Origin of the sequence: Mycobacterium montefiorense, from assembly GCF_003112775.1 — a bacterium.
GTDB lineage: Bacteria > Actinomycetota > Actinomycetes > Mycobacteriales > Mycobacteriaceae > Mycobacterium > Mycobacterium montefiorense.
In genome coordinates this window covers 1,084,181-1,106,118 of record NZ_BFCH01000018.1, presented here as the reverse complement: position 1 = coordinate 1,106,118, position 21,938 = coordinate 1,084,181, and the positions used below count along the sequence as shown (strand labels likewise).

Sequence of the window (21,938 nt, the reverse complement as noted above, 5' to 3'; positions counted from 1 at the left end):
TGTGATCGCAGTGTAAGGGAGTGTCGGTGTGACGCTGCCGCGACCGACGATGAGGAATGTGATGGCCTGGGATTTCGAAACCGATCCGGATTTCGCCGAAAAGCTCTCGTGGATGCGTGATTTCATCGACTCCGAGGTCATCCCGCTGGAACCCATCCTTTCGGAGATCCCGGCCGACGAGTGGCAGCAGGTCAAGCGCCACCTGCAGGCCAGAGTCAAGGCGCAGGGGTTATGGGGTTTGTTCCTCGATCCGAGCCTGGGTGGCGAAGGGCTGGGTCAGCTCAAGCTTGCGCTGATGTCGGAGATCATCGGCCGCTGCATGGTGTCGATGGAGCTCTTCGGGGTGCAGGCGCCCGACAGCGGCAACATGGAGCTGCTCGCGCACGGCGCGACCGACGCGCAGAAGCAGCGCTGGCTATATCCCAACCTCAATGGGGAGATATCCAGCGCGTTCGCGCTGACAGAACCATTCCTGGCCGGCGCCGACCCGACCGTCATCGCCACCACCGCAGTGCTCGACGGCGACGACTGGATCATCAACGGCCACAAATGGTTTACCACCAACGCATCGTGCGCCGACATCATTTTGGTGGTCGCGGAGACCGACCCGGCCGGTCGCCCGCACCGGCATGCTTCGATATTCGTCGTTCCGGCGGGAACACCTGGGTGCGCCATCGTCCGCGACATCCCGACCATGGCTCATCCAGACCCGGAGTTCGGTCGGCGGGGCAACCACGCGGAGGTCGTGTTCACCGACTGTCGCGTGCCGGCGGATCATCTGGTCGGCCCGCGCGGCGGCGGTTTTATGCTGGCGCAACAGCGTCTTGGCGGCGGTCGCATCCATCACTCGATGCGCTGGCTGGGACAGGCGCAGCGGGCCCTGGACATCATGGGTGAGCGCGCGGTCTCGCGCCGTTCGCACGGTCGGATGCTGGGTGAGCATCAAATGGTGCAGGACTACATCGCGCTGTCGCACACCGAGATTCAGGCAGCTCGGCTACTGACGTTTCAGACCGCGTGGAAAATGGACCGCTTGGGTGCGGGAGAGATCCGGGCCGAGCTGGGGATGATCAAGGCGCATGTATCGAAGGTGGTGCTGGCCGTGCTCGACCGCACTATTCAGGTGTGTGGCGCGTTGGGCTATTCCGGGGACCTGCCCGTCGAATCCTGGTATCGGATGACGCGATTTGGATCGATCGGCGACGGGCCCGATGAGCTGCACAAGTCGGTACTGGCGCGCCAGGTACTCAAAAAGTACCGGCCGGTGCAGGGCTGGCCGACCGATCACCTTCCGTCGCGGCGGCCGGCGGCGGAACAGAAATGGCAAGCCCTACGTCAACAGGCAGGTATCGCATGAGCATTCCGGACCGTCAGCGGGCCATCGTGATGACCGGGCCCGGCGAGCCCGTACAGACCGTGGAGAGGCCGGTGGACCAGCCCGGCCCCGGGCAGGTATTGGTCAAGGTCAACGCCTCGAGCCTCAACTTTCACGACAACGTCAATCTGATGGGCCTGCTGCCTGGGCCGTGGCCGCGGGTCCCGATGACTGATGGTGCAGGGGAAGTCGTGGCTGTCGGGCCGGGCGTCGACGAGCTGCGGCTGGATGATCGCGTGATGGGGGCGTTTCACCCGGATTGGCACGACGGTCCGCCCAACCCGGAAGCCAAGCGTGCGGTACCCGGCGATAACTGCGACGGTTGGCTGCAGCAATACCGCGTTGCCGACGTTTCCGGCCTGGTCCGAAGTCCCGAGCACCTTAGCGATGTCGAAGCCGCGACGATCCCGTGCGCGGGCGTGACAGCGTGGAGTGCCTTGGAGGAAGCCAACATCGGTGAGGGTGACGTGGTGGTTACCCAGGGCACCGGCGGGGTGTCGCTGCTCGCCGTGCAACTTGCCCGGACCCGGGGGGCCACCGTGATCCTGACCTCTTCGTCCGACGACAAACTCAAAGTCGGATCGGGTTTGGGTGCAACACATCTCATTAACTACCAGACCACAGCGGATTGGGAGACCGAGGTCAAGCGACTGACCGACGGGCGGGGCGCCAAGCTGGTCGTCGATCTCGGCGGCCCCGCGACGCTGCCGCATTCGCTGCATGCGGCGGCCATGGGCGGCACTATCGCGGTGATCGGAGTACTGAGTGGATTCGACATGGCCTCCATCGCGGTAGCCGAGGTGATGCTGAACAACCTGCGCGTCATCGGAATCACGGTGGGCAGTGTGCGCGCGCACCGCGAGATGTGCAGGGTGGTGTCCAAGGCCGGTATCAAGCCGCAAATCAGTCACGTCCTCGATTGGGAGCAGCTGGACGAGGCGCTCGCGGTGATGCGGGCCGGCGAACATGTTGGCGAAATCGCCCTGACCATCCCATGACGTCGCGAGAAGGGTAGTAGCAGTGCCCAGCGAACTGGAACTCGATGCGGAGCAGATCATTGCTGCCGCAGTGGAAATCATGCGCGAAGGCGGCTTGGACGCGATCAGCATGCGCAGCGTGGCGAGCCGCCTGGGTGTCACGCCGCCACCCGTCTACTCCCGTATCGGTAACAAGGACGCGCTGATCGATGCGGTTGCCGAGCATGTGCTCGACGATCTCGCGCCCACCTTGGCGCGCGACGAAACCTGGCCGGACTATGCGCGCCGCTGGACCCGGCAGCTTCGCGCGCGGCTGACCGACGCCGCCGACAGCCGGCTTTTCTTGCAGGTGAAGCGTCCGGCTTATCTGAAAGCCTCACGACCACTGCTGAAAAGCATGCGCCGTGACGGCATGTCGACTGACATGTCGGTACGGGCCTGTCGGCTGTTGATCTATGCGACGGTGGGTTTCGTCGCCATGGATCATCCGCCGAGCGCGAACTCGACGCGCCGGCGAGGCCGACTGGCCGGCAGCGACCCCGCCGGGGTGACTGCCGAAGAAATCGATGAGCTGTTCGCCATACAGATCGACTACCTCATCGAAGGTATCCGCCGCGACAGCGGTTAGCCTGCGGGATTGGCGACCTCGGGGCTTGTACGATGCAGCGATGGCCAAGCCGCTGATCCCGGCCGACGATATCCTCACGCACGCCCTGGACCTGCTGGATTCCGAAGGTATCGAGGCGCTGAGCGTCCGTCGACTATCGGCCGCTCTCAAGATCTCACCGCGGACGCTGTATCAACAGGTCGGCAATCGGGAAGCACTGATCAGGGCGCTGGTCGCTCGCCACTTTGCGCAGCTCAAACTCGACTTCAAGGAATACGACACCTGGGAGTCGACGGCGCTGCACTGGTGCCAGGCATTGAACAACGCTCTTCGTGCACATCCGTTTCTGACCGAGCTGATGACCATCGACGACCGCAACGCTGTCACCGATTATGTCAATGCATTGCTCAAAGCTACTCTGCAGGAAGGGATTCCACGCTCGTTGGCTACCGAGTGCTGCCGCGGACTGGCGCACATGACGATCAATCATTCTATTGTCGAGGTGCGCGGGCTGCGTGAACCGGGCCGCTCCGAACCGGAGACGGCCAAGATCGAGCAGAATTTTCCCCGATTGGTCGAATGGGTGATATCCGGGGTGCGAGCGGAGGCAGGCGGCGCCGATGCCAAACCGACCCGGCGGCGGTGGGCTCGCTGATCAGTCGGAGACGCCACCGTCGATGGTCATGAGCGAACCGGTGGTGTAACTCGACGCGTCGGACAGCAGATAGACGACAGCTCCGACGATCTCGTCGGGTCGGCCAACCCGGCCAAGCGCGATGCTACGCACGAGCTCCGGCAGGAGATCGGGGTTGCGAACGAACCCCGACGCCGCGTCGGTATCGAAGGTGCCGCAGATGATCGCGTTGACACGCACGCCGGCACCGGCGTATTCGATGGCCGAGGCGGTGGTCAACGCGTTCAGGCCGGCTTTGGCCGCCGCGTAGACCGTGGTGACGGGTGTGGGTTTCACCGAAGCCAGCGAACTGATGTTGACGATCGACCCACCCCCGGTCGAGGCCATCGCCGTGGCTGCCAGCGCCGTCAATCTGGTCGGGCCTTTCAGGTTGACGCCGATCACCTTGTCGAACAACACCTCTGAGGTGTCCAGCAGCGAAGGGGCCAGCGGGCTCATCCCGGCATTGTTGACCAACCCGTCCAGCCGGCCCCATCGGGAGACAGCGGCCTCGACGACGCCGGGTAACGATTCCCAATCGCCGACATGGCAGGCCAGCGGATGGGCCTGCCCGCCGGATTCGGTGATCATGGTGGCCAGCGCCTGGCACGAGTCAAGCTTTCGGCTCGCGATCACCACTCGGGCGCCGCGCTCGGCAAGGCCGACGCTCATCGCGGCGCCCAGTCCGCGACTGCCGCCGGTGACGAGAACGACCCTGCCCGATACGTCGAACAATTCATCGGTCATTGCGCGAACCTCCTTGCGCGCCTGAGTAGTTCATCGATGATCGGTCCGAAGAACTCGTGGATCGGGTTGCGTGACTCGCCGCGCAGAAACTTGGCGTAGGACGCCTCCAAGACGATCGCCAGCTTCCACGCGCTGAACACCTGATACCAGTCGAATTGTGACAGATCACGGCAGGTGGCCTCGGCGTAGCGCGCGATCAGTTCACCCGGTGTCTGGCAGTGATCGCGGGCGATGCCATGCGGGGCGTCCGGCGATCCCAGCGCGATGGGGTTTTCAGCCTCGGGCCAGAAGATCATCGCCCAGGCCAGGTCGATCAGGGGATCGCCGACGGTCGTCATCTCGAAATCGACGACGCAGGCGATCCGGGGCGGCGGCGCCGGCGCCCAGATGACGTTGTCCAGCTTGTAGTCCCCGTGCATGACAGTGAGGTCGCCATCGGTGGGCAGATTGTCGCGTAGCCAACCGGCGAGCTCGTCCACGCCGTCCAGGTCGCGGGCCCGGTAGCCCGCCAGTTGAGTCAGCCAACGATCGACCTGCCGAGGCAGAAACCCCTGCGGGTGGGACAGTTCGGCCAGCGCGGTGCCCGTCCAGTCGACTGAGTGCAACGCAACCAGGGTGTCGATCAGCTGCTCGCCGATCAGGCCGTGTGAGGACGGATCGCCAAGCAGTGCTTCGGGGAGTCCGTCGCGACGGATCACGCCGCCGTCGACGTAGGACATCACGAAGAACGGCGCACCCAGGATCGCGGGGTCCTCGCTGCGGGCCAGCACTGTGGGCACCGGTATTCCGGCTGTGCCCAGCGCCTCCATGATCCGCGCCTCGCGGATGACCTGATGAGCGGTGTCGGAGACAGTCGTCAGCGGGGCCCGGCGCACCACCCAGGCTTGCTCCAGCCGGTCGATGCGGAACATCTCGCAGCTGCCGCCCCCTCGAATTGGGGTGACCGACACGTCGGCTGCCTGTCCCGTCTGCTCGGCCAACCAGTCGCGAAACCGCGTGACGTCGAAACCCGTTGCGGCAGCACTCATGCGCCGATCCTTCGATTGCCGTTAAAATAACGTGGATTCCCTAAACATAGCAACCCCGGACTGCCTCGAGTGTGAGCGTACGGCGCAAATTTCAGGGATTTTTCGCTCTGGCGGCACACTCAAAGCCGGCGACGCACACTCGACGCCGTGCGATGGCCCTGGTTGCGCCGCGGCGCAGCTCAACGCATCCTGAGCCAACGCCCTGATACAGTCATCACCCTGTGCTGTACAGTCGCCCAGCACATGCTCAACGTTCGGACACGACAATGGCGTCGGGAGGTCATCGGCGATGACGCACAGACGAATTCGGCACCGCTGGTGACTGCCGAGACCGCTGAAACCGTGGCGGAGTTTCGCAGCCGGGCCAGGGCCTGGTTGGCCGCCAACATGCCGCGCCAGGATCCCGCCGAAGCCGCACTCCTGGAACGCGACGCGGAACTGTCCTGGCATCGGGCACGCGAACTGCAGAAGAAGTTGTATGACGGCGGATTTGCCGGCATCTGTTTTCCGCGGGAGTACGGGGGCCTCGGGCTGGGCTACGAGTACAAGAAGGCCTTCGACACCGAGGCACTCGGCTACGAGACGCCGATACTGCTCAATGTTCCGTGCTTCGCCATCTGCTGCGCGACCATCCTCGACATGGGCAGCGAGGAACAGAAACGCACCCACATCCGAGCGGCGCTACGCGGCGACGAAGTTCTGGTACAGCTGCTGTCCGAACCCAGCGGGGGGTCGGACCTCGCGGGTGTCATCACCCGAGCCGACCGCCGGGACGGGCGCTGGATCATCAATGGCGCCAAGACGTGGAGCACCTGGGCATTCGCCGCGGACTATGGGCTATGCCTGGCCCGGACCGATTGGGATGCACCGAAACACGAGGGACTGACCATGTTCCTGGTGCCGCTTGCGCAGCCTGGAATAACGATCAACCGCATCCAGCAGATCAACGGCTCCATCGAATTCTGCGAAGAGTTCTTCGACGACGTCGAGGTGGGGGATGACGCCGTCGTCGGCGAACCGGGCAAAGGATGGGAGGTCGCCTCGCGACAGCTCTACCACGAACGCCGCAGCATGGGTGACGGCTCGGAATACACCAGCGGGCCCGGAATCTCTGAGGCCGAGGATGTTTCGATCGACCTGCTGGCGTTGGTCGAGAAGACCAACAAGCAGGACCGCGAACGCGTCCGGGAGATGATCGGGCGAGCTCTGGTGCACCGCACGGTCCAGCGTCAGCTCAGCGAGCATGTCTTCCATGCGGTGGCCGGCGGGGCTATGCCCCCAACCGCGGGATCCATCATCCGGTTGTCGATGGCTGCGACCCACGACATCGAAACCGACACCGCGATTGCCGTCACGGGTACCTCGGCCGTCGTCGACGACGAGGCACACCTGCTCGATATCGGCATCCGATACCTGGGCCGTCAGATCGCCAGCATCGGCGGCGGTACCACCGAAATGGCGCGCAACGTGATCGGCGAGCGGGTGTTGAACTTCCCCCGCGAGTACGCCGCCGACCGCGGCGTGCCGTTTAACCAAGTGCGGCGAAACAGACTGTCCTGAAACCATGTCGGAGAAAGGTGGCCGAAATTGAGCGACCAACTACGAGACATCCGAGAGTTTGCCGGCGACACCGACGCGTACCGCGATGAGCTGTACCGCCGCTGGACAGGTCTGCTCAGTTACCGCTACATCGGCCGTAGGCACTCGGCCATGGACATCGGCGAAGTCGATGACACCGTCGTGATCCGCCGGGACATGCGAAACGAGGCAGGCGGAATCATGGTTGCGCCGCTGGCGATTTCGTCACCCGAGGGGTGCCAGACCGACATGGTCGCGGTGCCCAACCCGGTCATCGCGTCGGTGCAGATCATCGATCCCGGCTACGACGTCTCTCACGTCGAGATCGTCGGCTCCGGCGTCGTGCACCAAGGTCGGACCATGGGTTACGGGCGGTGCATGATCGTCGATGCCGACAACCCGGACCGGGTGATCGCCTTCAACGAGGGGCAAGGCGCGATCATCGGAATTCCGCCGGAAGGCCTTGACAGGATGGATGTTTCGGGCACCGAGTTGGTTATCGAGGACTCGCCCGACCTGCCGCCGCTATGGGCCGCTTTCGGCGCCGCCAAGCGCGACGACGGTCACTGGGTGCTGCCAGCGCTCAGCGCCGAACTCGCTTCGCCGGATGCGGCATTGCACATTGGGCCCCAACATGTGGTGCTGGAAACCGCGGCGACCGACCTTGCGGCCGATCTCGCCGGGACGCGCAAGGTGCAGGTTGTGAGCTGGCACGTCATGTTCATGTCCCGCGGGAAAGTCGGGCCGTTCCGAGTGGAGGGCACCGCACACGCCGGAGGCCCCGGACGCATCGGCGTCCGGATGCTGCTGCACGACGAAGGCGACGCCGACAAGGCCGTAACCTCTGCCGCGGCGATCTTCGAGGTGGTCCGCTGACCGCGGCGCCAGGGCTGCTGAGATGTCCGGGTTCGGGTTCGACACACTGGCGCTGCTGACCGCGGTAGGTTTCGCGGGCCCGCTGGTGGCGTCACTGCCGCACCTGCGGATTCCGCTGATCATCGGCGAGCTGGTCGCGGGACTCATTCTGGGCAAGACCGGCTTCGATGTCATCGAACCGGCGAACTCGACGTTCCAGCTGTTCGCAAACATCGGCTTCGCGCTGATCATGTTCGTCGCGGGCACGCATGTGCCGATACGCAGTCGCGAGGTGCGCGCGGCGGTGCCGCGGGCGCTGGCACGAGCCGCGCTGTGCGGTGTGGTCGCGGTTGCCCTCGGTGTCGGGCTGGCGTGGCAGTTCGGCACCGGCCATGCGGCGCTGTACGCGGTGCTGATGACGTCATCGTCGGCGGCGTTGGCACTGCCGGTGATTGGTTCGCTGCGCCTGCACGGTCCACCGGTGCTCTCACTGACCGCACAGATCGCCATCTCCGACACCGCGTGTATTGTCTTGCTGCCCTTGGTGATCGACCTCCGCAAGGCGCCTACTGCAGCGCTGGGCGGGCTGGCGATCGCGGCGTGTGCCGTGCTGCTGTTCGTGCTTCTGCTTGCGGCCGATCGTCGGGGCTGGCGCCAGCGCATGCACGACTATTCCGAGGAGCACAAATTCGCGCTGGAACTGCGGACCAATCTGCTCATTCTGTTTGCGCTGGCGGCGCTGGCGCTGTGCACGCACGTGTCGATCATGTTGGCCGGATTCGCGCTGGGCCTGGTGGTCGCGGCGGTCGGGGAACCGCGACGGCTGGCGCGCCAGCTGTTCGGGATCACCGAGGGATTCTTCGGTCCGTTGTTCTTCATCTGGCTAGGCGCTTCGCTGCATGTGCGCGAGCTGGGTGCGCACCCGAAGTTGATTTTGTTGGGCGCGGGGCTGGGACTGGGCGCTGTGCTGGCGCACTGCGTGGGCCGGCTGTTCGGCCAGCCGTTGACGCTTGCTGTGCTCTCGGCCGCGCAGCTCGGTGTCCCGGTGGCCGCGGCCACGATTGGGAACGAGGAAAACCTGCTCGCCGCGGGTGAAGGGTCGGCGCTGATGTTCGGCGCGTTGCTGACGATCGCTTCCACCTCGATCGCCGGCGCATTGGCAGTGCGTAGCCAACCCGGGTAGTGGCACAAAGTCCTCACTGACTGGGGCCGTCTTGCCCTCGCGTGGCCGGCGGCGCTCGCGCGATCGTTGACCTGACGCTTCACCGAAGGGAGCAATGTCGATGAACGCGAGCTTTCCCGATGTCGCCACAATCCGGACTGTTCTGAGTCTGGCTTCTCGCGCTCCCTCGGTCCACAACACACAGCCGTGGCGCTGGCGAGTGGAGGAACAGAGCCTGCATCTGTACTCCGATGCGAGCCGGCGGCTACCCAACACGGACCCTGATGGTCGGGATTTGACGCTGAGTTGCGGTGCGGCCCTGAATCATTGCGTCATCGCGTTGGCCGCGATTGGGTGGCGGGCTAAGGTAGCTCGGCTTCCGGACCCCGCCGACCCCAGCTATCTCGCCGCGATCACGTTGTTGCCCTGCAGCGCCGATTTTCTCGATATAGCGCTCGCGGCGTCGATACCGCGGCGGCGGACCGATCGCCGTCACTACAGTTCCTGGTCGGTTCCGGTCAGCGATATTGCTCTGATGGCGGCACGGGCGGCACGAATCGGCGTCACGCTATGCCAAGTCGAAGACATCGACCGGCTGCACAAGATTGTGTCCCAATCGATTTCGGACCATCTCAATCACGACTATCTTGCCGAGCTCACCGAATGGAGCGGGCGCTATGCGTCGGTGGCGGGGGTTCCCGCCCGCAACGTGCCGGTGCCGGATCCGAGAGCCAAGATCCCGGGCCGTTTGTTCGCCGGTCCCGCCTTGGCCATGTCACCGGGCACGTCGGCGGCCGAGGACAACGCCGTGGTGCTGGCACTCGGGACCAGGACGGATGACCGGCTAGCGCAGCTGCGCGCCGGTGAAGCCACCAGTGTCGTACTGCTGACCGCGACGTCCATGGGCCTGGCGTGCTGCCCGGTTACCGAGCCGCTGGAGGTGGCCGAAACGCGCGAGGCGGTGCACGCGGATATCTTCGGCAGCAGTCACTTTCCGCAGATGCTGCTTCGGGTGGGGTGGGCGGCGATCAACGCCGACCCATTGCCGGCCACACCACGACGTGAACTCCCCGCTTTCGTCCAGTGGTGCGGGGATGCCCCGAAAGCGTCTAGCTAGACGATCTGCAGGACCTCGTCCAACGGGTGCCGCGGCGTCGGTGGGGGCAGAACTTCCATCGGCGGCGCCACTCCGACGCGGATGAGTACCTGCGGCTGGCTGAGCCGGTCGACCAGGCCGCGCACGATGTCGCGACTCTCGTCGACTTCGATCAGGTGAGTCAGTGGGCAGGTCCCCAGGCCTGCCATCGTGCATTCCAGCAAGACGGCTGACAACATTTCACCGCAACTCAATGCGTCCGGTCGCGTGTCTTCCGGGGTGGACAGCACAAGAATTTTCGACCAGTCGACATCGACCTCGGGACGCCGATTCTGATGGCTCCGGCCCGGGAAGTCACGCCCCACATCGACCCGTGGACGTTCTTCGTCAGAAAGCAGTGCGCTCGGCGGCATGCCTTTGGTCAACATGAATCGTGAAGTCCACCAAGCGAGTTCTTCGTGATAGGCGGAATCGTCGCCCCGAAGCGCGGCGCTGAGCTGGGAAGCGGCGGCCAACTGTGGTCGCACATCGTCGCAGAGCACATCGATCGCCACCAAGCTGTCGTCGAGCACGCCGAGCAATACGGGTTCGAAGAGATGCCAGAACGTCGGCTCTGCCAACGGCAGCCGATCCGTCCGGCGCACCAGGATCGCCTCGGCGCGGTCGTCCTGCGTCCCGGTGATGTGCTCGACGGGGCGGAACTCGATCGATGCCAGGTGGTCGGGGTTGTTCGGGTTCGGAAACCGTTCGATGACCGCGTCCCACCCCGCGGCCAGCATCACGACACGTAGATGATCGAGGGCGCAACCACAACTGATGATCGCTTGGCGCCCCGAATGATCCGTGCCCGGTACCAGGCGGCGCCGGTCAAGGAATAAGCGCAGCACGCCGCCGTCGGCCACCCAGTGCCACGGCTGGCTGTTGTGCACCGATGGAGCGCGGCAAGCTAGTCGAACTGCCTCCTTCAAGACCTCGCTGCCCGGTGTCGTGGGCATGCCGTCAACTCCTCGCCGCGCTTGTTGTTCTGCCAATCAACCTAGGGGACGAACGGCGGCGCATGAAGGGCCTTTTGGCCCCATCGCGGCCGGCCACAGCTCAATAGCCTGAAATTGGGCGAATCGAATAGTCAGGAGCCAACATGAAGCGGCTGCATTGCAAGTCGGTGGTCGTCGGTATCGACGGTTCGAAAGCCGCGATCAGCGCTGCCAAGTGGGCGATTGACGAAGCGATCAGCCGCGAACTGCCCCTGCGCCTCGTCCATGTCATCCCGCGCGACGAGGTGCGGGGCACCCAGCCCCTCGCCCGGGCGGTGGAATGCGGCGAAATGGCACTCTGCCAGGCCGACGGCGCCGTGCAAGGTGCGGGAAAGTCGGTTGAGATCGAAACAGCGCTCCTCTCAGGAGATCCCGAACAAGTATTGATGCAGGAATCACAGGACGCGGCGCTGGTGTGCCTGGGGGTCGGGAAGCATGAATGGGGGAGCGACGAGTCGTTGGGGTCCACCGCCGCCGCGTTGGCCACGCGGGCGCATTGCCCGGTGGCCATCATCCGAAGCGACTCCGGCGTACCGCAGACCCACGGTGGGGTGATCGCTGTGGTGCTCAACGATGAACCCGGTAATGACGAAGTTGTGCACCAGGCGATGGAGGAAGGACGGCTGCGCAAAGCCACTGTGCGGCAAATAGATCGGCGATTGAACAGCTGGGTCCGGCGCTACCCGGATGTTCGCGTCGAGGTCGTCGCCGCTGGCACCGGCGCGAGACTGACTGAGAACCACGGCAACGCAATCGACCTCGCCGTCGTGGGCCAGGCTGATGCGGACGAGATCGCCGGGCTCGGCGCACTGAACTGCCATCCGATTCCGGGCTATCCCGACTGCTCGGTCCTGCTGGTCCGCCACTGAGCCGCCGAAGGTGCCTCCGATGCAGGATTTCGCGACCCCCCGGTCGATCGTCGTCGGTATCGACGGCTCGAAAGCGGCACTGCGCGCGGCACACTGGGCGGTCGACGAGGCGGTACGGCGTGACGTACCGCTGCGGCTGCTGTACGCGAACATCCAGGACGGTGCCCGGGCCGACGTCGCGGGCCAGCTCGCCATCGCCGAATCTGCCCTTCGCCGAGCACAATCGGCGATCGAGGAGACGAATCGACAGGTGAAAATCGAGACCGAGATTGTCAACCAGCCGCCGACCAAGTCTTTGATTCGCGCTTCGGCGTCGGCGGCCATGGTATGCGTGGGCGCCGTCGGATTGCAGCACTTTCAGGCCGGCCGCACGGGGTCGACCATCGCTGCGCTGGCGGCATCGGCGCACTGCCCGGTGGCGATTGTTCGCGACCGCGATGACCATTACCGACAGCCCGCACATGACATCGTCGTCGAAATCGACGGGGCTCCCGACAACGGTCTGGTGCTGGGCGCCGCGATGGCGGAAGCATTGCTGCGCGACGCACCGATCCAGGCCATCGTCTGCCGACACGTCGATGATGCGGCCGCGGATGGGGTTGGTGCTCGCCGGGCGCTCGCCGACCTGGATCGCCGGCTTGCCCGGTGGAAGCGGCAGTATCCGCAGCTGCGGGTGGAGTCGGTCGCGGTACGCGGCACCCTGATGGAGTATCTGGCAAGGCGGCAGCGATCGGTGCAGCTGGCGATCGTCGGGTCTCACGACCGCCAGCATCTGGGCGAGCTGGTCGGGCCCGCGGGTAACGCGGTCCTGAATGGCGCCGCCTGCTCGTTGCTGATCGTCAATCGTCAATATCTGTGAAATGGGACGATGATGAAGATGGTGCAAATCGCTCCGCCGAGCCGGCAGAAAGGACTCGCAATGGTCACGGTTTTCCTGGTCGACGACCATGAAGTCGTTCGTCGAGGCCTCGCCGACTTGCTGGCTTCGGATTCTGACCTCGAAATCATCGGTGACGCCGGCTCGGTGTCGGAAGCGATGGTGCGCATACCCGCGTTGAAGCCGGACGTGGCGGTGCTCGACGTCCGTCTTCCCGACGGCAATGGGATCGAATTGTGCCGGGAGCTGCTGTCTGAGCTTCCCGACCTGCGTTGCCTGATGTTGACGTCGTTCACCTCCGATGAGGCGATGCTGGAGGCGATTCTGGCCGGTGCCAGCGGCTACGTCGTCAAGGACATTCGCGGCATGGAGCTGGCTCAGGCGATCAAGGATGTCGGCGCCGGCAAATCGTTGCTGGATAACCGTGCCGCGGCCGCATTGATGGCAAAACTGCGCGACACCACCGAGCCTCCCGATCCGCTGTCCGGGTTGACTGATCGGGAGCGAACCCTGCTTGGACTGCTCAGTGAGGGATTGACCAACAAGCAGATCGCCGCGCGGATGTTTCTCGCCGAGAAGACGGTGAAGAACTACGTGTCGCGGTTGCTGGCCAAACTTGGCATGGAGCGGCGGACCCAGGCAGCAGTGTTCGCCTCAAAGTTGGATCAGCGGTCCGCCAAGCCCAGTTCGCCGTAGGTGCTGCACCCTCGTCGCCGTAGCCCGCGCCGCAGCGATCCGCTTAAGCTGAGTCAAGGCACCGTGGCGTTGCCGGCTCCGTCGACGCGGGTTGCTCACCGCCGAAGGTCTCATGGAGGTATTGGGTCGAGTGGCCACCGATGAGAGCGGCTCGGCTTTCGCCGGACTCGGCCGGCGCGGCCTGGTTGACCGGATGCATGAGCAACTCGACGAGTTGCTGGCAGGGCGCGATCAAATGGAGCAACTGCTGCGCGTCATCGTCGAGATCGGGTCGGATCTTGACCTGGATGCGACGCTGCGTCGAATTGTCATGTCGGCCAGGGATTTGACCTCAGCCCCATACGGCGCGTTGGCGATACGTGATCCCGAGGGCGGATTGATCTCGTTTGTCCACGACGGAATCGATCCCGATTTGGTGGAACAAATCGGTCCGTTGCCCGTCGGCAAGGGAATTCTGAGTGTGTCGCTGCTGGATACCCCCGCGTTGCGATTGGACGATCTGACCACGCACCCGGCCGCAGTCGGGTTTCCCGAGCACCACCCACCAATGCGCGCGTTCCTCGCAGTGCCGATCACCATTCGAGGAACGGTGTTCGGCAATCTGTATCTGGCCCACGACGAGCCGACGCGGGTCTTCTCCGAATCCGACGAAGTCGCCGCCCGCGCGCTGGCTTTCGCGGCGGCGGTCGCGATCGACAATGCGCGAGTATTCGAGCGCGAGCGTACGTCGGTGAAGTGGATGGATGCCAGTCGTGAGATCACCACCGCGCTGCTTTCCAGTGTCGACTCGCGAACGACGCCGTTGCACTTGATCGCCGAACGGGCCTGTGCCCTCACCGAGGCCGAACAGGCGATCGTGCTCGTCCCGGTTGACGCCGATCTGCCCGCGGACGAAAACGACACGCTGGTCGTCTCTGCCGCGGTCGGACTCAACGCCAATGAGGTTGTTGGTCAACGGGTTCCGGTCGATAGATCCACCAGCGGCGGGGTTTTCCGCTCGGGTATCCCGTTGATCACCGAATCGATGAGCTATCCGATTCAGGCCTTCACCGACGTCGGAGAACGCTCGGCGATTGTGATGCCGCTGCGGGCTCACGACAAAGTCGCCGGAGTGATCGCGGTCGCGCGCAACGCGAACGAACCCCCCTTCGACAACAGTTACCTCAACTTGGTCAGTGATTTCGCCACGCACGCCGCGATAGCGCTGATGCTCGCGGAAGGCCGCGAACACGCGCGCCAGCTCACCATCGTGGCCGAACGGGAGCGCATTGCGCACGACCTGCATGACCACGTCATCCAACGGTTGTTCGCCGCGGGCATGGATCTTCAGGGCACCGTCGCGCGGGTGCGTTCAGCCGAGATCTCCGAGCGGCTCAACCGCACACTCGACGATCTGCAAACCATCATCGAGGAGATCCGCACCACCATCTTCCAGCTGAAATCCCCCCTGGGCAGCGACGGCGGCTTCCGGAATCGGATCCAGCGGGTCGTCGCCGACCTGACCGGGAACCGTGACCTCGTCACCACGGTGCGCCTGCACGGCCCGATGGCCGCCGTCGGCGGCGAACTCGCCGAACATGCCGAGGCGGTCACCGCCGAAGCCGTCAGCAACGCCATCCGGCACTCCTGCGCGACACGGCTGACCGTCGATGTCAGCGTCGCCGACATGCTGACCGTCGACATCGCCGACAACGGTTGCGGCATTCCCGCCGACAACCCGCGTCGCAGCGGATTGGCCAATTTGTGCTACCGCGCCGAGCAGTTCGGCGGATCCTGCGAAGTCACCACCCCGGATGGGGGCGGCACCAGGGTGCGCTGGACAGCTCCGTTGGCCGATCGCTGACGACGTGGCGCAGTAGCACTGTGCGGCATGGACTTTGGTCCCGTGCACTGAGGGCTTTCGACAGGCGCGGCGGTCGAGCTCTGGTCCGTAGCGTCATCGTCATGACCTATGTAATCGGCAAGGCGTGCGTCGACGTGATGGAGAAGTCCTGCGTTCAGGAGTGCCCGGTGGACTGCATTTACGAGGGTGCTCGAACGATGTACATCAACCCCGATGAGTGCGTGGACTGTGGCGCCTGCAGGCCGGCTTGCCACGCCGGCGCGATTTACTGGGAGGGCGACCTGCCCGACGACGAGCAAGCACACCTGGACGACAACGCCGCATTCTTCGCGCTGCCGCTTCCCGGGCGCTCCGGCCCGCTGGGTTCCCCGGGCGGCGCCACCGGAGTGGGGCGAGTGGGTGCGGACACCCAGCTGATCGCGGCGATGCCGGCAGCTAACGTCTGAAACTCTGGTCATACATCCCCGCGCATCTGTATGGTGATCGCCAGCGTCTACGCCTGGCGCACCGACACGACGGGAGACATGCAGTGGCAGAACGGTTGGCGGGGAAAGTCGCGCTGATTAGTGGGGGTGCGCGGGGGATGGGCGCCTCGCACGTGCGAATGCTGGTCGCCGAGGGAGCCAGGGTCGTGTTCGGCGATATCCTCGACGACGAAGGTAAGGCGGTAGCGGCTGAAGTCGGCGACTCGGCTCGTTACCTGCACCTCGATGTGACGAAGCCAGACGACTGGGATGCGGCGGTGGCAACCGCCGTCAGCGAGTTCGGCGGCATCGACGTGCTGGTGAACAACGCTGGCATCATCAACATCGGCACCTTCGAGGACTACGCGCTCTCGGAGTGGCAGCGGATCCTCGACATCAACTTAACTGGCGTGTTCCTCGGTATCCGCGCCGTGGTGAAACCCATGAAGGAAGCCGGCCGAGGCTCGATAATCAACATCTCCTCGATCGAAGGTATCGCCGGCACTATCGCCTGCCACGGTTACACCGCAAGCAAATTCGCTGTCCGGGGTCTGACCAAGTCGGCGGCACTGGAGCTGGGGCCCAGCGGTATTCGGGTGAACTCCATCCATCCTGGGCTGATCAAGACGCCGATGACCGACTGGGTTCCCGACGACATCTTCCAGACCGCGTTGGGCCGGGCCGCCGACCCCAAGGAGGTCTCCAGCCTGGTGGTCTATCTGGCCAGTGACGAGTCTAGTTATTCCACCGGTTCGGAGTTCGTGGTCGACGGTGGCACCACCGCCGGCTTGGGGCACAAAGACTTTTCCGCGGTAGAGACGGACGCGCAGCCGGAGTGGGTTACCTAGCGGCAGATACGGATTCGGGCTCGTTGGCCTGCTTCTCTTTTGGGTCAGGCCACGGCGAAGGCACCGGGCGCTGCCGCACTCGCTGCGGCCACCAGAACCACTTGCCCAACAGCGCGGCAATGGACGGCGTCATCAGGGACCGCACGATCAGGGTGTCAAACAGCAGGCCCAGGCCGATGGTGGTACCCACCTGACCGATGACGGTCAGCTCGCTGACCGCCATGGTCATCATCGTGAACGCGAAGACCAATCCCGCCGACGTGACCACCGAGCCGGTGCCGCCCATCGACCGGATGATGCCGGTGTTCAAGCCCGCGTGGATCTCCTCCTTGAACCGCGCTACCAGTAGCAAGTTGTAGTCGGCGCCCACGGCGAGCAGGATGATGACCGACATCGCGAGCACCATCCAGTGCAGCTCGATGCCGATGATGTGCTGCCAGATCAGCACCGACAGTCCAAAGGACGCACCCAGCGAAATCAACACCGTTCCGACGATGACCGCCGAGGCCACCACACCTCGGGTGATGATCAACATGATGATGAAAATCAGGCACAGCGAAGCGATTCCGGCGATCAACAGGTCGTAGGTATTGCCCTCGCTGAGGTCTTTGAAGATTGCCGCGGTGCCACCGAGGTAGATCTTCGAGCCCTCCAGCGGAGTGCCCTTCAATGATTCGTAGGCGGCCTTCTTGATGGCGGCGATGTGCGAAATGCCTTCTGCCGACATCGGATCGCCGTCATGGCTGATGATGAAGCGCACCGCATGGCCATCGGGGGAGATGAAGTTCTTCATCCCCTTCTTGAACTCGGCGTTGTTGAAGATCTCCGGCGGTAGGTAGAACGAGTCGTCGTTCTTGGAAGCGTCGAATGCCTTACCCATGGCGTTCGAGTTCTTCTGCGCCTCAGTCTGCTGATCCTGCAAACCCTTTTGGGTCGAATACATGGTCAGCATAGTGGTTTTCATAGCCTTCATGTTTTCGATCATGCTGGGCATCAGTGCCACCATCTGAGGCATCAGGGTGTCGAGATGATCCATGATCGGCAGCAGACTCTCGATGTCATCGGTCATTGTGTCGACGCCGTCCAGGCCGTCGAAGACGGAGCGAATCGACCAGCACACCGGGATGTCGAAGCAGTGCTTCTCCCAGTAGAGGTAGCTGCGGAAGGGCCGGAAGAAGTCCTCGAAATCGGCCATGTGGTTGCGCAATTCATTGATGTCGATGGTCATGTCGTGCATCTTTTTGACCATCTGATGCATGTCGTTGGCCATCTGGGCGGTGATGCTCGACATCTTTTCCATGCTGTCGATGGTCGTTTGCATCATGTCCGCCTGCTTGAGCATGTCGGCCATCTGGTCTTCTTGGTACTTCTGATTCATCTGCTGGCTGACGCCTTGCATGCTGATCTGGAACGGGATCGAGGTGTGCTCGATCGGCTTCCCCTCGGGCCGGGTGATCGCCTGCACGCGTGAGATTCCCGGCACCCGGAAGATCGTCTTGGCGATTTTGTCGATGACCAAGAAGTCCGCGGAGTTGCGCAGATCGTGGTCGCTCTCGATCATCAGCACTTCGGGATTCATCCGAGCCTGTGAGAAGTGCCGGTCCGCGGCGGCGTAACCCTCGTTCGCGGGCAGATCTGTGGGCAGATAATTGCGGTCGTTGTAGTTGGTGCGGTACCCGGGCAGCGTGAGCAAGCCGACCAGTGCCACTCCGATCGTCATGACCAGGATCGGGCCCGGCCACCTCACCACGAGGGCGCCAACCTTGCGCCAGAAGCGAATACGCTGTGTCCGCTTGGGCTCGAGGGTCTTGCCGAAACGCGTAGCCACCGAGATGACCGCAGCGCCGAGCGTCAAAGCCGCAAACACCACGACCACCATGCCGATGGCCAACGGGATACCCAGCGTCTGGAAATAGGGCAGGTTCGTGAAGTGCAGGCAGAACGTCGCGCCGGCGATCGTCATACCGGACCCGAGCACCACGTGCGCGGTGCCCCGATACATTGTGTAATAAGCGTCTTCTCGAGACTCGCCGACAGACCGGGCTTCCTGATATCGGCCGATCAAAAAGATCGCATAGTCGGTGGCGGCCGCGATGGCCAACGTGACGATCAGGTTGGTCGCGAACGTCGAAAGCCCAATGATCTTGTGGTAGCCCAGAAATGCGACCGTTCCGCGTGCCGCCGATAGCTCCAACACCACCATCACCATCGTCAGCAACAGCGTGACGACCGATCGATAGACCAACAACAACATCGCGATGATCACGGTGAAGGTGCACATCGTGATGACCTGCACGCTGCGGTCACCGGCCATGTGCTGATCGGCTGCGAGCGCCGCGGGTCCGGTGACGTAGGCCTTCACCCCCTTGAGCGGGGGCACACTCTTGACGATGCTCTGGACGGACTCGACCGATTCGTTGGCCAAGGCTTCGCCCTGGTTGCCGGCCAGATAGACCTGTACGTAGGCGGCCTTACCGTCGTTGCTTTGTGCGCCGGCCCCGGTCAAGGGATCGCTCCACATATCCTGAACGTGCTCAACGTGTTTGGTGTCGGCGTCGAGTTTCTTGACGATCTGGTCGTAGTAGGCGTGCGCATCGGCGCCCAGGGGATTTTGGCCCTCCAGCACGATCATCGCCGAGCTGTTGGACTTGTACTCGTTGAATACCGTACCCATGCGCTTCGTGGCGACCACCGATTGCGCATCGTCGGGAGCCATCGACACCGAGCGCATCTTCCCGACCGTGTCCAAGTCGGGGACGATCGTGCTGAGCACCGCGATGATTGCGATCCAGCCGAGGATGATGGGGACGGCGAACTTGCGGACAAAGCGCGGGATTCTTTCCCGCACCGGCTCTGCAGCAGTCGGGAGCGCGTCGGTGCGGGCGTCGTTGAACGTTGTGCTCATGCGGATTTCACCAGGCAGAATGTCAGGGCGTGCACGCCGGTGCTAATTTTCTCGGCCTTGACTTCGTCATCGATCGTTATGCGGCAACCGAGGTAGTCACCATCGCTTTGCGCCGAGAGATTGGGAAAGACCGACGGCGCCGTCGTACTGAGCACCAGCGTCCATGGCAACGGCGCACCGTCGATCCGGGTCGGGTCGGCGGACAGATTCAGGTAGTTCACATTCGCATGGCTAGCCGAGCCGAATACCTCGTACTTGACGACCTTCGGCTTGAACGGCTTGGAGTCTTCGAGGCGCGGGCTGGTCATGACGCCGGTGTCGTTGGCGCCGAAGAAGGACTTGACCCGGACAACGGCAAAGCCGCCGACCATCACAACCGCCACGATCAAGAGCGGCAGCCATGCGTTCCGCACGATCTTCGATAGCAGCAACTACCTGAGTCCTTTTCTGATCGCCGTGAATTGCCGGTACGAGCCGCACGACTCAGCAGCGACTCGCGGCCGCTGCTCGGACTTGCGCGCCCAATTCATGCCTGCGGAGATAGCTGAGTGCGCGCGCCGATGGCCGCTCTCGGTGCCGATACATGCCCCGCGTTGCGGAAGCGTCCCCGAACACCGCCACCAGCGCATAGTACATGATGTGCATATCTTGCACATCATGCAAGATTCGCCCGCGGTGTTTCAGATCACTTTGTGAAGATGCTGTTGACCAGCGCGGCGGCGCGCTCGACGTAGGGCATCGGCGTGTCTTCGGCGTCCTTGGGCTCGTCACTTGCCCACCTCTCGATGCCCGAGCGCACGGCGGTCAACGCCAGCGCGGAGATCAAGGGGGCCATCTCGTCGTCCGGCTTCATGTCCTGACGGCGAACGATGATGTCGGTTAGCTGGAGTTGAAAACGTTCCAGATCGGCGAGAAACGCGGCCAGCACCGCGGGCGAGGTCTTGGCGAGTTCGAGCATGTGGGCGGCATACTCTCGCGGCGGGGGCACGTCGCGCAGGTGATGCGCGGCCAGAGTGATCAGCTCGGCCAGCACGACCGAGTAAGGCGCGGGCCCGTCCGCGACGAAATCCGCAACCAGCTCAGGAGGGATGTCCGAGGGGCCGTAGGCGAGCGCGGACTCTTTGTTCGGGAAGTAGTTGAAGAAGGTGCGTGTCGAGATTCCGGCTTCGGCACAGATTTCGTCGATGGTCACCTTGTCGAAGCCGCGTTCGAGTGTCAGGCGCACCGCGGCGTCGCGGATGTCTGCGCTGGTCTCGCGGCGGCGCCGCTCGCGCAGCCCCAATGGGTTGGCCATACCACCCATAGTTGCACGAACTGCACACTTTGCAGTCAAATAGCTCGTTAACCGCGTGGCTTAGGCTAGGGGGTCGTCCGCGGGCGCGGACAGGGCGGCCCATAAGTGGTCGCGCTGGCTGGCGAAGAACTTCACCGAGATCGCTGCTTTGTCCACGATGTGGTCGAACGCGTGGAACGCGCCGGGCGCAATCTCCTCGTGCACAGGCACGCCCGCCTCGCGTAGACGCCGGGCGTAGTCGAGGCACTCCTGGTAGTACAGGTCCAACGTCCCGACCCCGATCCATGCTGCTGGCAGTCCGGCCAAATCGGGCCGACGTCCCGGTGCGGCCTCGGCGGGGTCTGCTCCGTCGAGGTACCACTGCCAGGCCAGTTGGTTATCGTCGTCGGTCCACATGATGCGCTTGCGGCCGTCGCCGTTTGCTCCCGTGCGATCGTCCAGCATGGGGTACACCAGCATCTGATAGGCGAGCTTGACTTCGCCGCGATCGTGCGCCCGTTGTGCGACCGCTGCCGCGAAATGTCCACCGGCACTTGCCCCGCCGACGGCGATTCGCTCGGGGTCGACCCATGGCTGGCGAGCTAGCCAGAGCAGCGCCGCGTAGCAGTCTTCGAGCGGTATCGGGTAGGGGTGCTCTGGAGCCAGGCGGTGTTCGACGGCTGCGATCGCGACGCCGGTCAGGCGAGATAGCTTGCGGCAGAACTTGTCGTCCTGGACGGCGGTTCCCATGATGGTGCCGCCGCCATGGATCCACAACAGCGCGGGAGCCCGGTCGGGGAGGCCGGCCGGACGATGCATGCGAACCTTGACGTGTTCGTCGACCGCGACCACCGGTACGTCGCGGAGCCGGCCGGCGTTGCCGAGGGCCAGCATGATGGCTCGCTGAACCTTGTAGCCGCGGTGCAGGGCGTATCCCCGGGGCAGAAAGCGGGCCACCTTACGCAGATCGGGATCCACGGCCTGTGGCGTGGTGAAGGCATTCGCGGGCAACCGATTTGCCATGGGTGTTC

At 64.0% G+C, this 21,938-nt stretch carries 21 protein-coding genes; 14 read left to right on the top strand and 7 right to left on the bottom strand.

Annotated elements, in window-relative coordinates; all coding sequences use genetic code 11:
• Nucleotides 1-28: 28 nt before the first annotated feature.
• The 4 genes from DB708_RS17680 to DB708_RS17665 are packed head-to-tail and all read left to right on the top strand — an operon-like array spanning nucleotide 29 to nucleotide 3,614.
• Nucleotides 29-1,357, top strand: a complete 1,329-nt coding sequence (locus DB708_RS17680; protein WP_338103940.1) for an acyl-CoA dehydrogenase family protein — start codon at nucleotides 29-31, stop codon at nucleotides 1,355-1,357.
• On the top strand, nucleotides 1,354-2,373 hold the full coding sequence (locus DB708_RS17675; RefSeq protein WP_165839851.1) for a zinc-dependent alcohol dehydrogenase family protein: 1,020 nt from the start codon (nucleotides 1,354-1,356) through the stop codon (nucleotides 2,371-2,373). The genes DB708_RS17680 and DB708_RS17675 overlap by 4 nt, the downstream gene beginning before the upstream one ends.
• A 22-nt stretch (nucleotides 2,374-2,395) precedes the next feature.
• Nucleotides 2,396-2,980 (top strand): TetR family transcriptional regulator, encoded by a 585-nt coding sequence (locus tag DB708_RS17670; protein WP_108923937.1) that lies wholly within the window; start codon nucleotides 2,396-2,398, stop codon nucleotides 2,978-2,980.
• A gap of 40 nt (nucleotides 2,981-3,020) precedes the next feature.
• Nucleotides 3,021-3,614, top strand: coding sequence for a TetR/AcrR family transcriptional regulator (locus DB708_RS17665; protein ID WP_165839850.1), 594 nt, complete (start codon nucleotides 3,021-3,023; stop codon nucleotides 3,612-3,614).
• Here the strand turns inward: DB708_RS17665 and DB708_RS17660 are convergent, their stop codons facing one another.
• Entirely contained in the window at nucleotides 3,615-4,379 is a 765-nt protein-coding gene (locus DB708_RS17660; RefSeq protein WP_108923933.1) for an SDR family NAD(P)-dependent oxidoreductase, read from the bottom strand.
• Nucleotides 4,376-5,407, bottom strand: a complete 1,032-nt coding sequence (locus DB708_RS17655) for a phosphotransferase family protein (RefSeq protein ID WP_108923931.1) — start codon at nucleotides 5,405-5,407, stop codon at nucleotides 4,376-4,378. The genes DB708_RS17660 and DB708_RS17655 overlap by 4 nt, the downstream gene beginning before the upstream one ends.
• Before the next feature lie 243 nt (nucleotides 5,408-5,650).
• On the opposite strand from DB708_RS17655, the gene DB708_RS17650 reads away from it, so the two are divergent.
• The 4 genes from DB708_RS17650 to DB708_RS17635 all read left to right on the top strand — a co-directional run bounded on the left by DB708_RS17650 (nucleotide 5,651) and on the right by DB708_RS17635 (nucleotide 10,119).
• Entirely contained in the window at nucleotides 5,651-6,967 is a 1,317-nt protein-coding gene (locus tag DB708_RS17650) for an acyl-CoA dehydrogenase family protein (RefSeq protein WP_108923929.1), read from the top strand.
• A 27-nt stretch (nucleotides 6,968-6,994) separates the two neighbouring features.
• Entirely contained in the window at nucleotides 6,995-7,861 is an 867-nt protein-coding gene (locus DB708_RS17645) for a hypothetical protein (protein ID WP_108923927.1), read from the top strand.
• A 22-nt stretch (nucleotides 7,862-7,883) separates the two neighbouring features.
• On the top strand, nucleotides 7,884-9,023 hold the full coding sequence (locus DB708_RS17640; protein ID WP_108923925.1) for a cation:proton antiporter: 1,140 nt from the start codon (nucleotides 7,884-7,886) through the stop codon (nucleotides 9,021-9,023).
• A gap of 100 nt (nucleotides 9,024-9,123) precedes the next feature.
• Nucleotides 9,124-10,119, top strand: coding sequence for an Acg family FMN-binding oxidoreductase (locus DB708_RS17635; RefSeq protein WP_108924387.1), 996 nt, complete (start codon nucleotides 9,124-9,126; stop codon nucleotides 10,117-10,119).
• Here the strand turns inward: DB708_RS17635 and DB708_RS17630 are convergent.
• Nucleotides 10,116-11,093, bottom strand: a complete 978-nt coding sequence (locus DB708_RS17630; protein WP_108923923.1) for an Acg family FMN-binding oxidoreductase — start codon at nucleotides 11,091-11,093, stop codon at nucleotides 10,116-10,118. The genes DB708_RS17635 and DB708_RS17630 overlap by 4 nt on opposite strands.
• Nucleotides 11,094-11,236: 143 nt before the next feature.
• On the opposite strand from DB708_RS17630, the gene DB708_RS17625 reads away from it, so the two are divergent.
• From DB708_RS17625 to DB708_RS17600, 6 genes are all read left to right on the top strand, one after another.
• Complete coding sequence (locus DB708_RS17625; RefSeq protein ID WP_108923922.1) at nucleotides 11,237-12,001, top strand: universal stress protein; 765 nt, start codon at nucleotides 11,237-11,239, stop codon at nucleotides 11,999-12,001.
• A 19-nt stretch (nucleotides 12,002-12,020) separates the two neighbouring features.
• Complete coding sequence (locus DB708_RS17620) at nucleotides 12,021-12,860, top strand: universal stress protein (protein ID WP_108923920.1); 840 nt, start codon at nucleotides 12,021-12,023, stop codon at nucleotides 12,858-12,860.
• Nucleotides 12,861-12,920: 60 nt separating this feature from the next.
• Nucleotides 12,921-13,574 (top strand): response regulator, encoded by a 654-nt coding sequence (locus DB708_RS17615; RefSeq protein ID WP_108924386.1) that lies wholly within the window; start codon nucleotides 12,921-12,923, stop codon nucleotides 13,572-13,574.
• Between the two features lie 193 nt (nucleotides 13,575-13,767).
• Nucleotides 13,768-15,417 carry a sensor histidine kinase gene (locus DB708_RS17610; protein WP_235616842.1) on the top strand — a complete coding sequence of 550 codons (1,650 nt, stop codon included), beginning with the start codon at nucleotides 13,768-13,770 and terminating at the stop codon, nucleotides 15,415-15,417.
• A 101-nt stretch (nucleotides 15,418-15,518) separates the two neighbouring features.
• The gene (gene fdxA, locus DB708_RS17605; RefSeq protein ID WP_108923918.1) at nucleotides 15,519-15,863 is read left to right on the top strand and encodes a ferredoxin; all 345 of its coding nucleotides are present in this window, start codon (nucleotides 15,519-15,521) and stop codon (nucleotides 15,861-15,863) included.
• 83 nt (nucleotides 15,864-15,946) lie between these two features.
• Nucleotides 15,947-16,729, top strand: coding sequence for an SDR family oxidoreductase (locus tag DB708_RS17600; RefSeq protein WP_108923916.1), 783 nt, complete (start codon nucleotides 15,947-15,949; stop codon nucleotides 16,727-16,729).
• Here DB708_RS17600 and DB708_RS17595 read toward each other — a convergent pair.
• The 4 genes from DB708_RS17595 to DB708_RS17580 form a co-directional block, all read right to left on the bottom strand.
• The gene (locus DB708_RS17595) at nucleotides 16,722-19,634 is read right to left on the bottom strand and encodes an MMPL/RND family transporter (protein ID WP_108923914.1); all 2,913 of its coding nucleotides are present in this window, start codon (nucleotides 19,632-19,634) and stop codon (nucleotides 16,722-16,724) included. The two genes, DB708_RS17600 and DB708_RS17595, sit on opposite strands and share 8 nt — an antisense overlap.
• Complete coding sequence (locus DB708_RS17590; protein ID WP_108924384.1) at nucleotides 19,631-20,047, bottom strand: MmpS family transport accessory protein; 417 nt, start codon at nucleotides 20,045-20,047, stop codon at nucleotides 19,631-19,633. Before DB708_RS17590 ends, DB708_RS17595 begins: the two co-directional genes overlap by 4 nt.
• 272 nt (nucleotides 20,048-20,319) lie before the next feature.
• Nucleotides 20,320-20,928, bottom strand: a complete 609-nt coding sequence (locus DB708_RS17585; RefSeq protein WP_108923912.1) for a TetR family transcriptional regulator — start codon at nucleotides 20,926-20,928, stop codon at nucleotides 20,320-20,322.
• Between the two features lie 60 nt (nucleotides 20,929-20,988).
• Entirely contained in the window at nucleotides 20,989-21,930 is a 942-nt protein-coding gene (locus DB708_RS17580) for an alpha/beta hydrolase (RefSeq protein ID WP_108923911.1), read from the bottom strand.
• Nucleotides 21,931-21,938 lie beyond the last annotated feature (8 nt).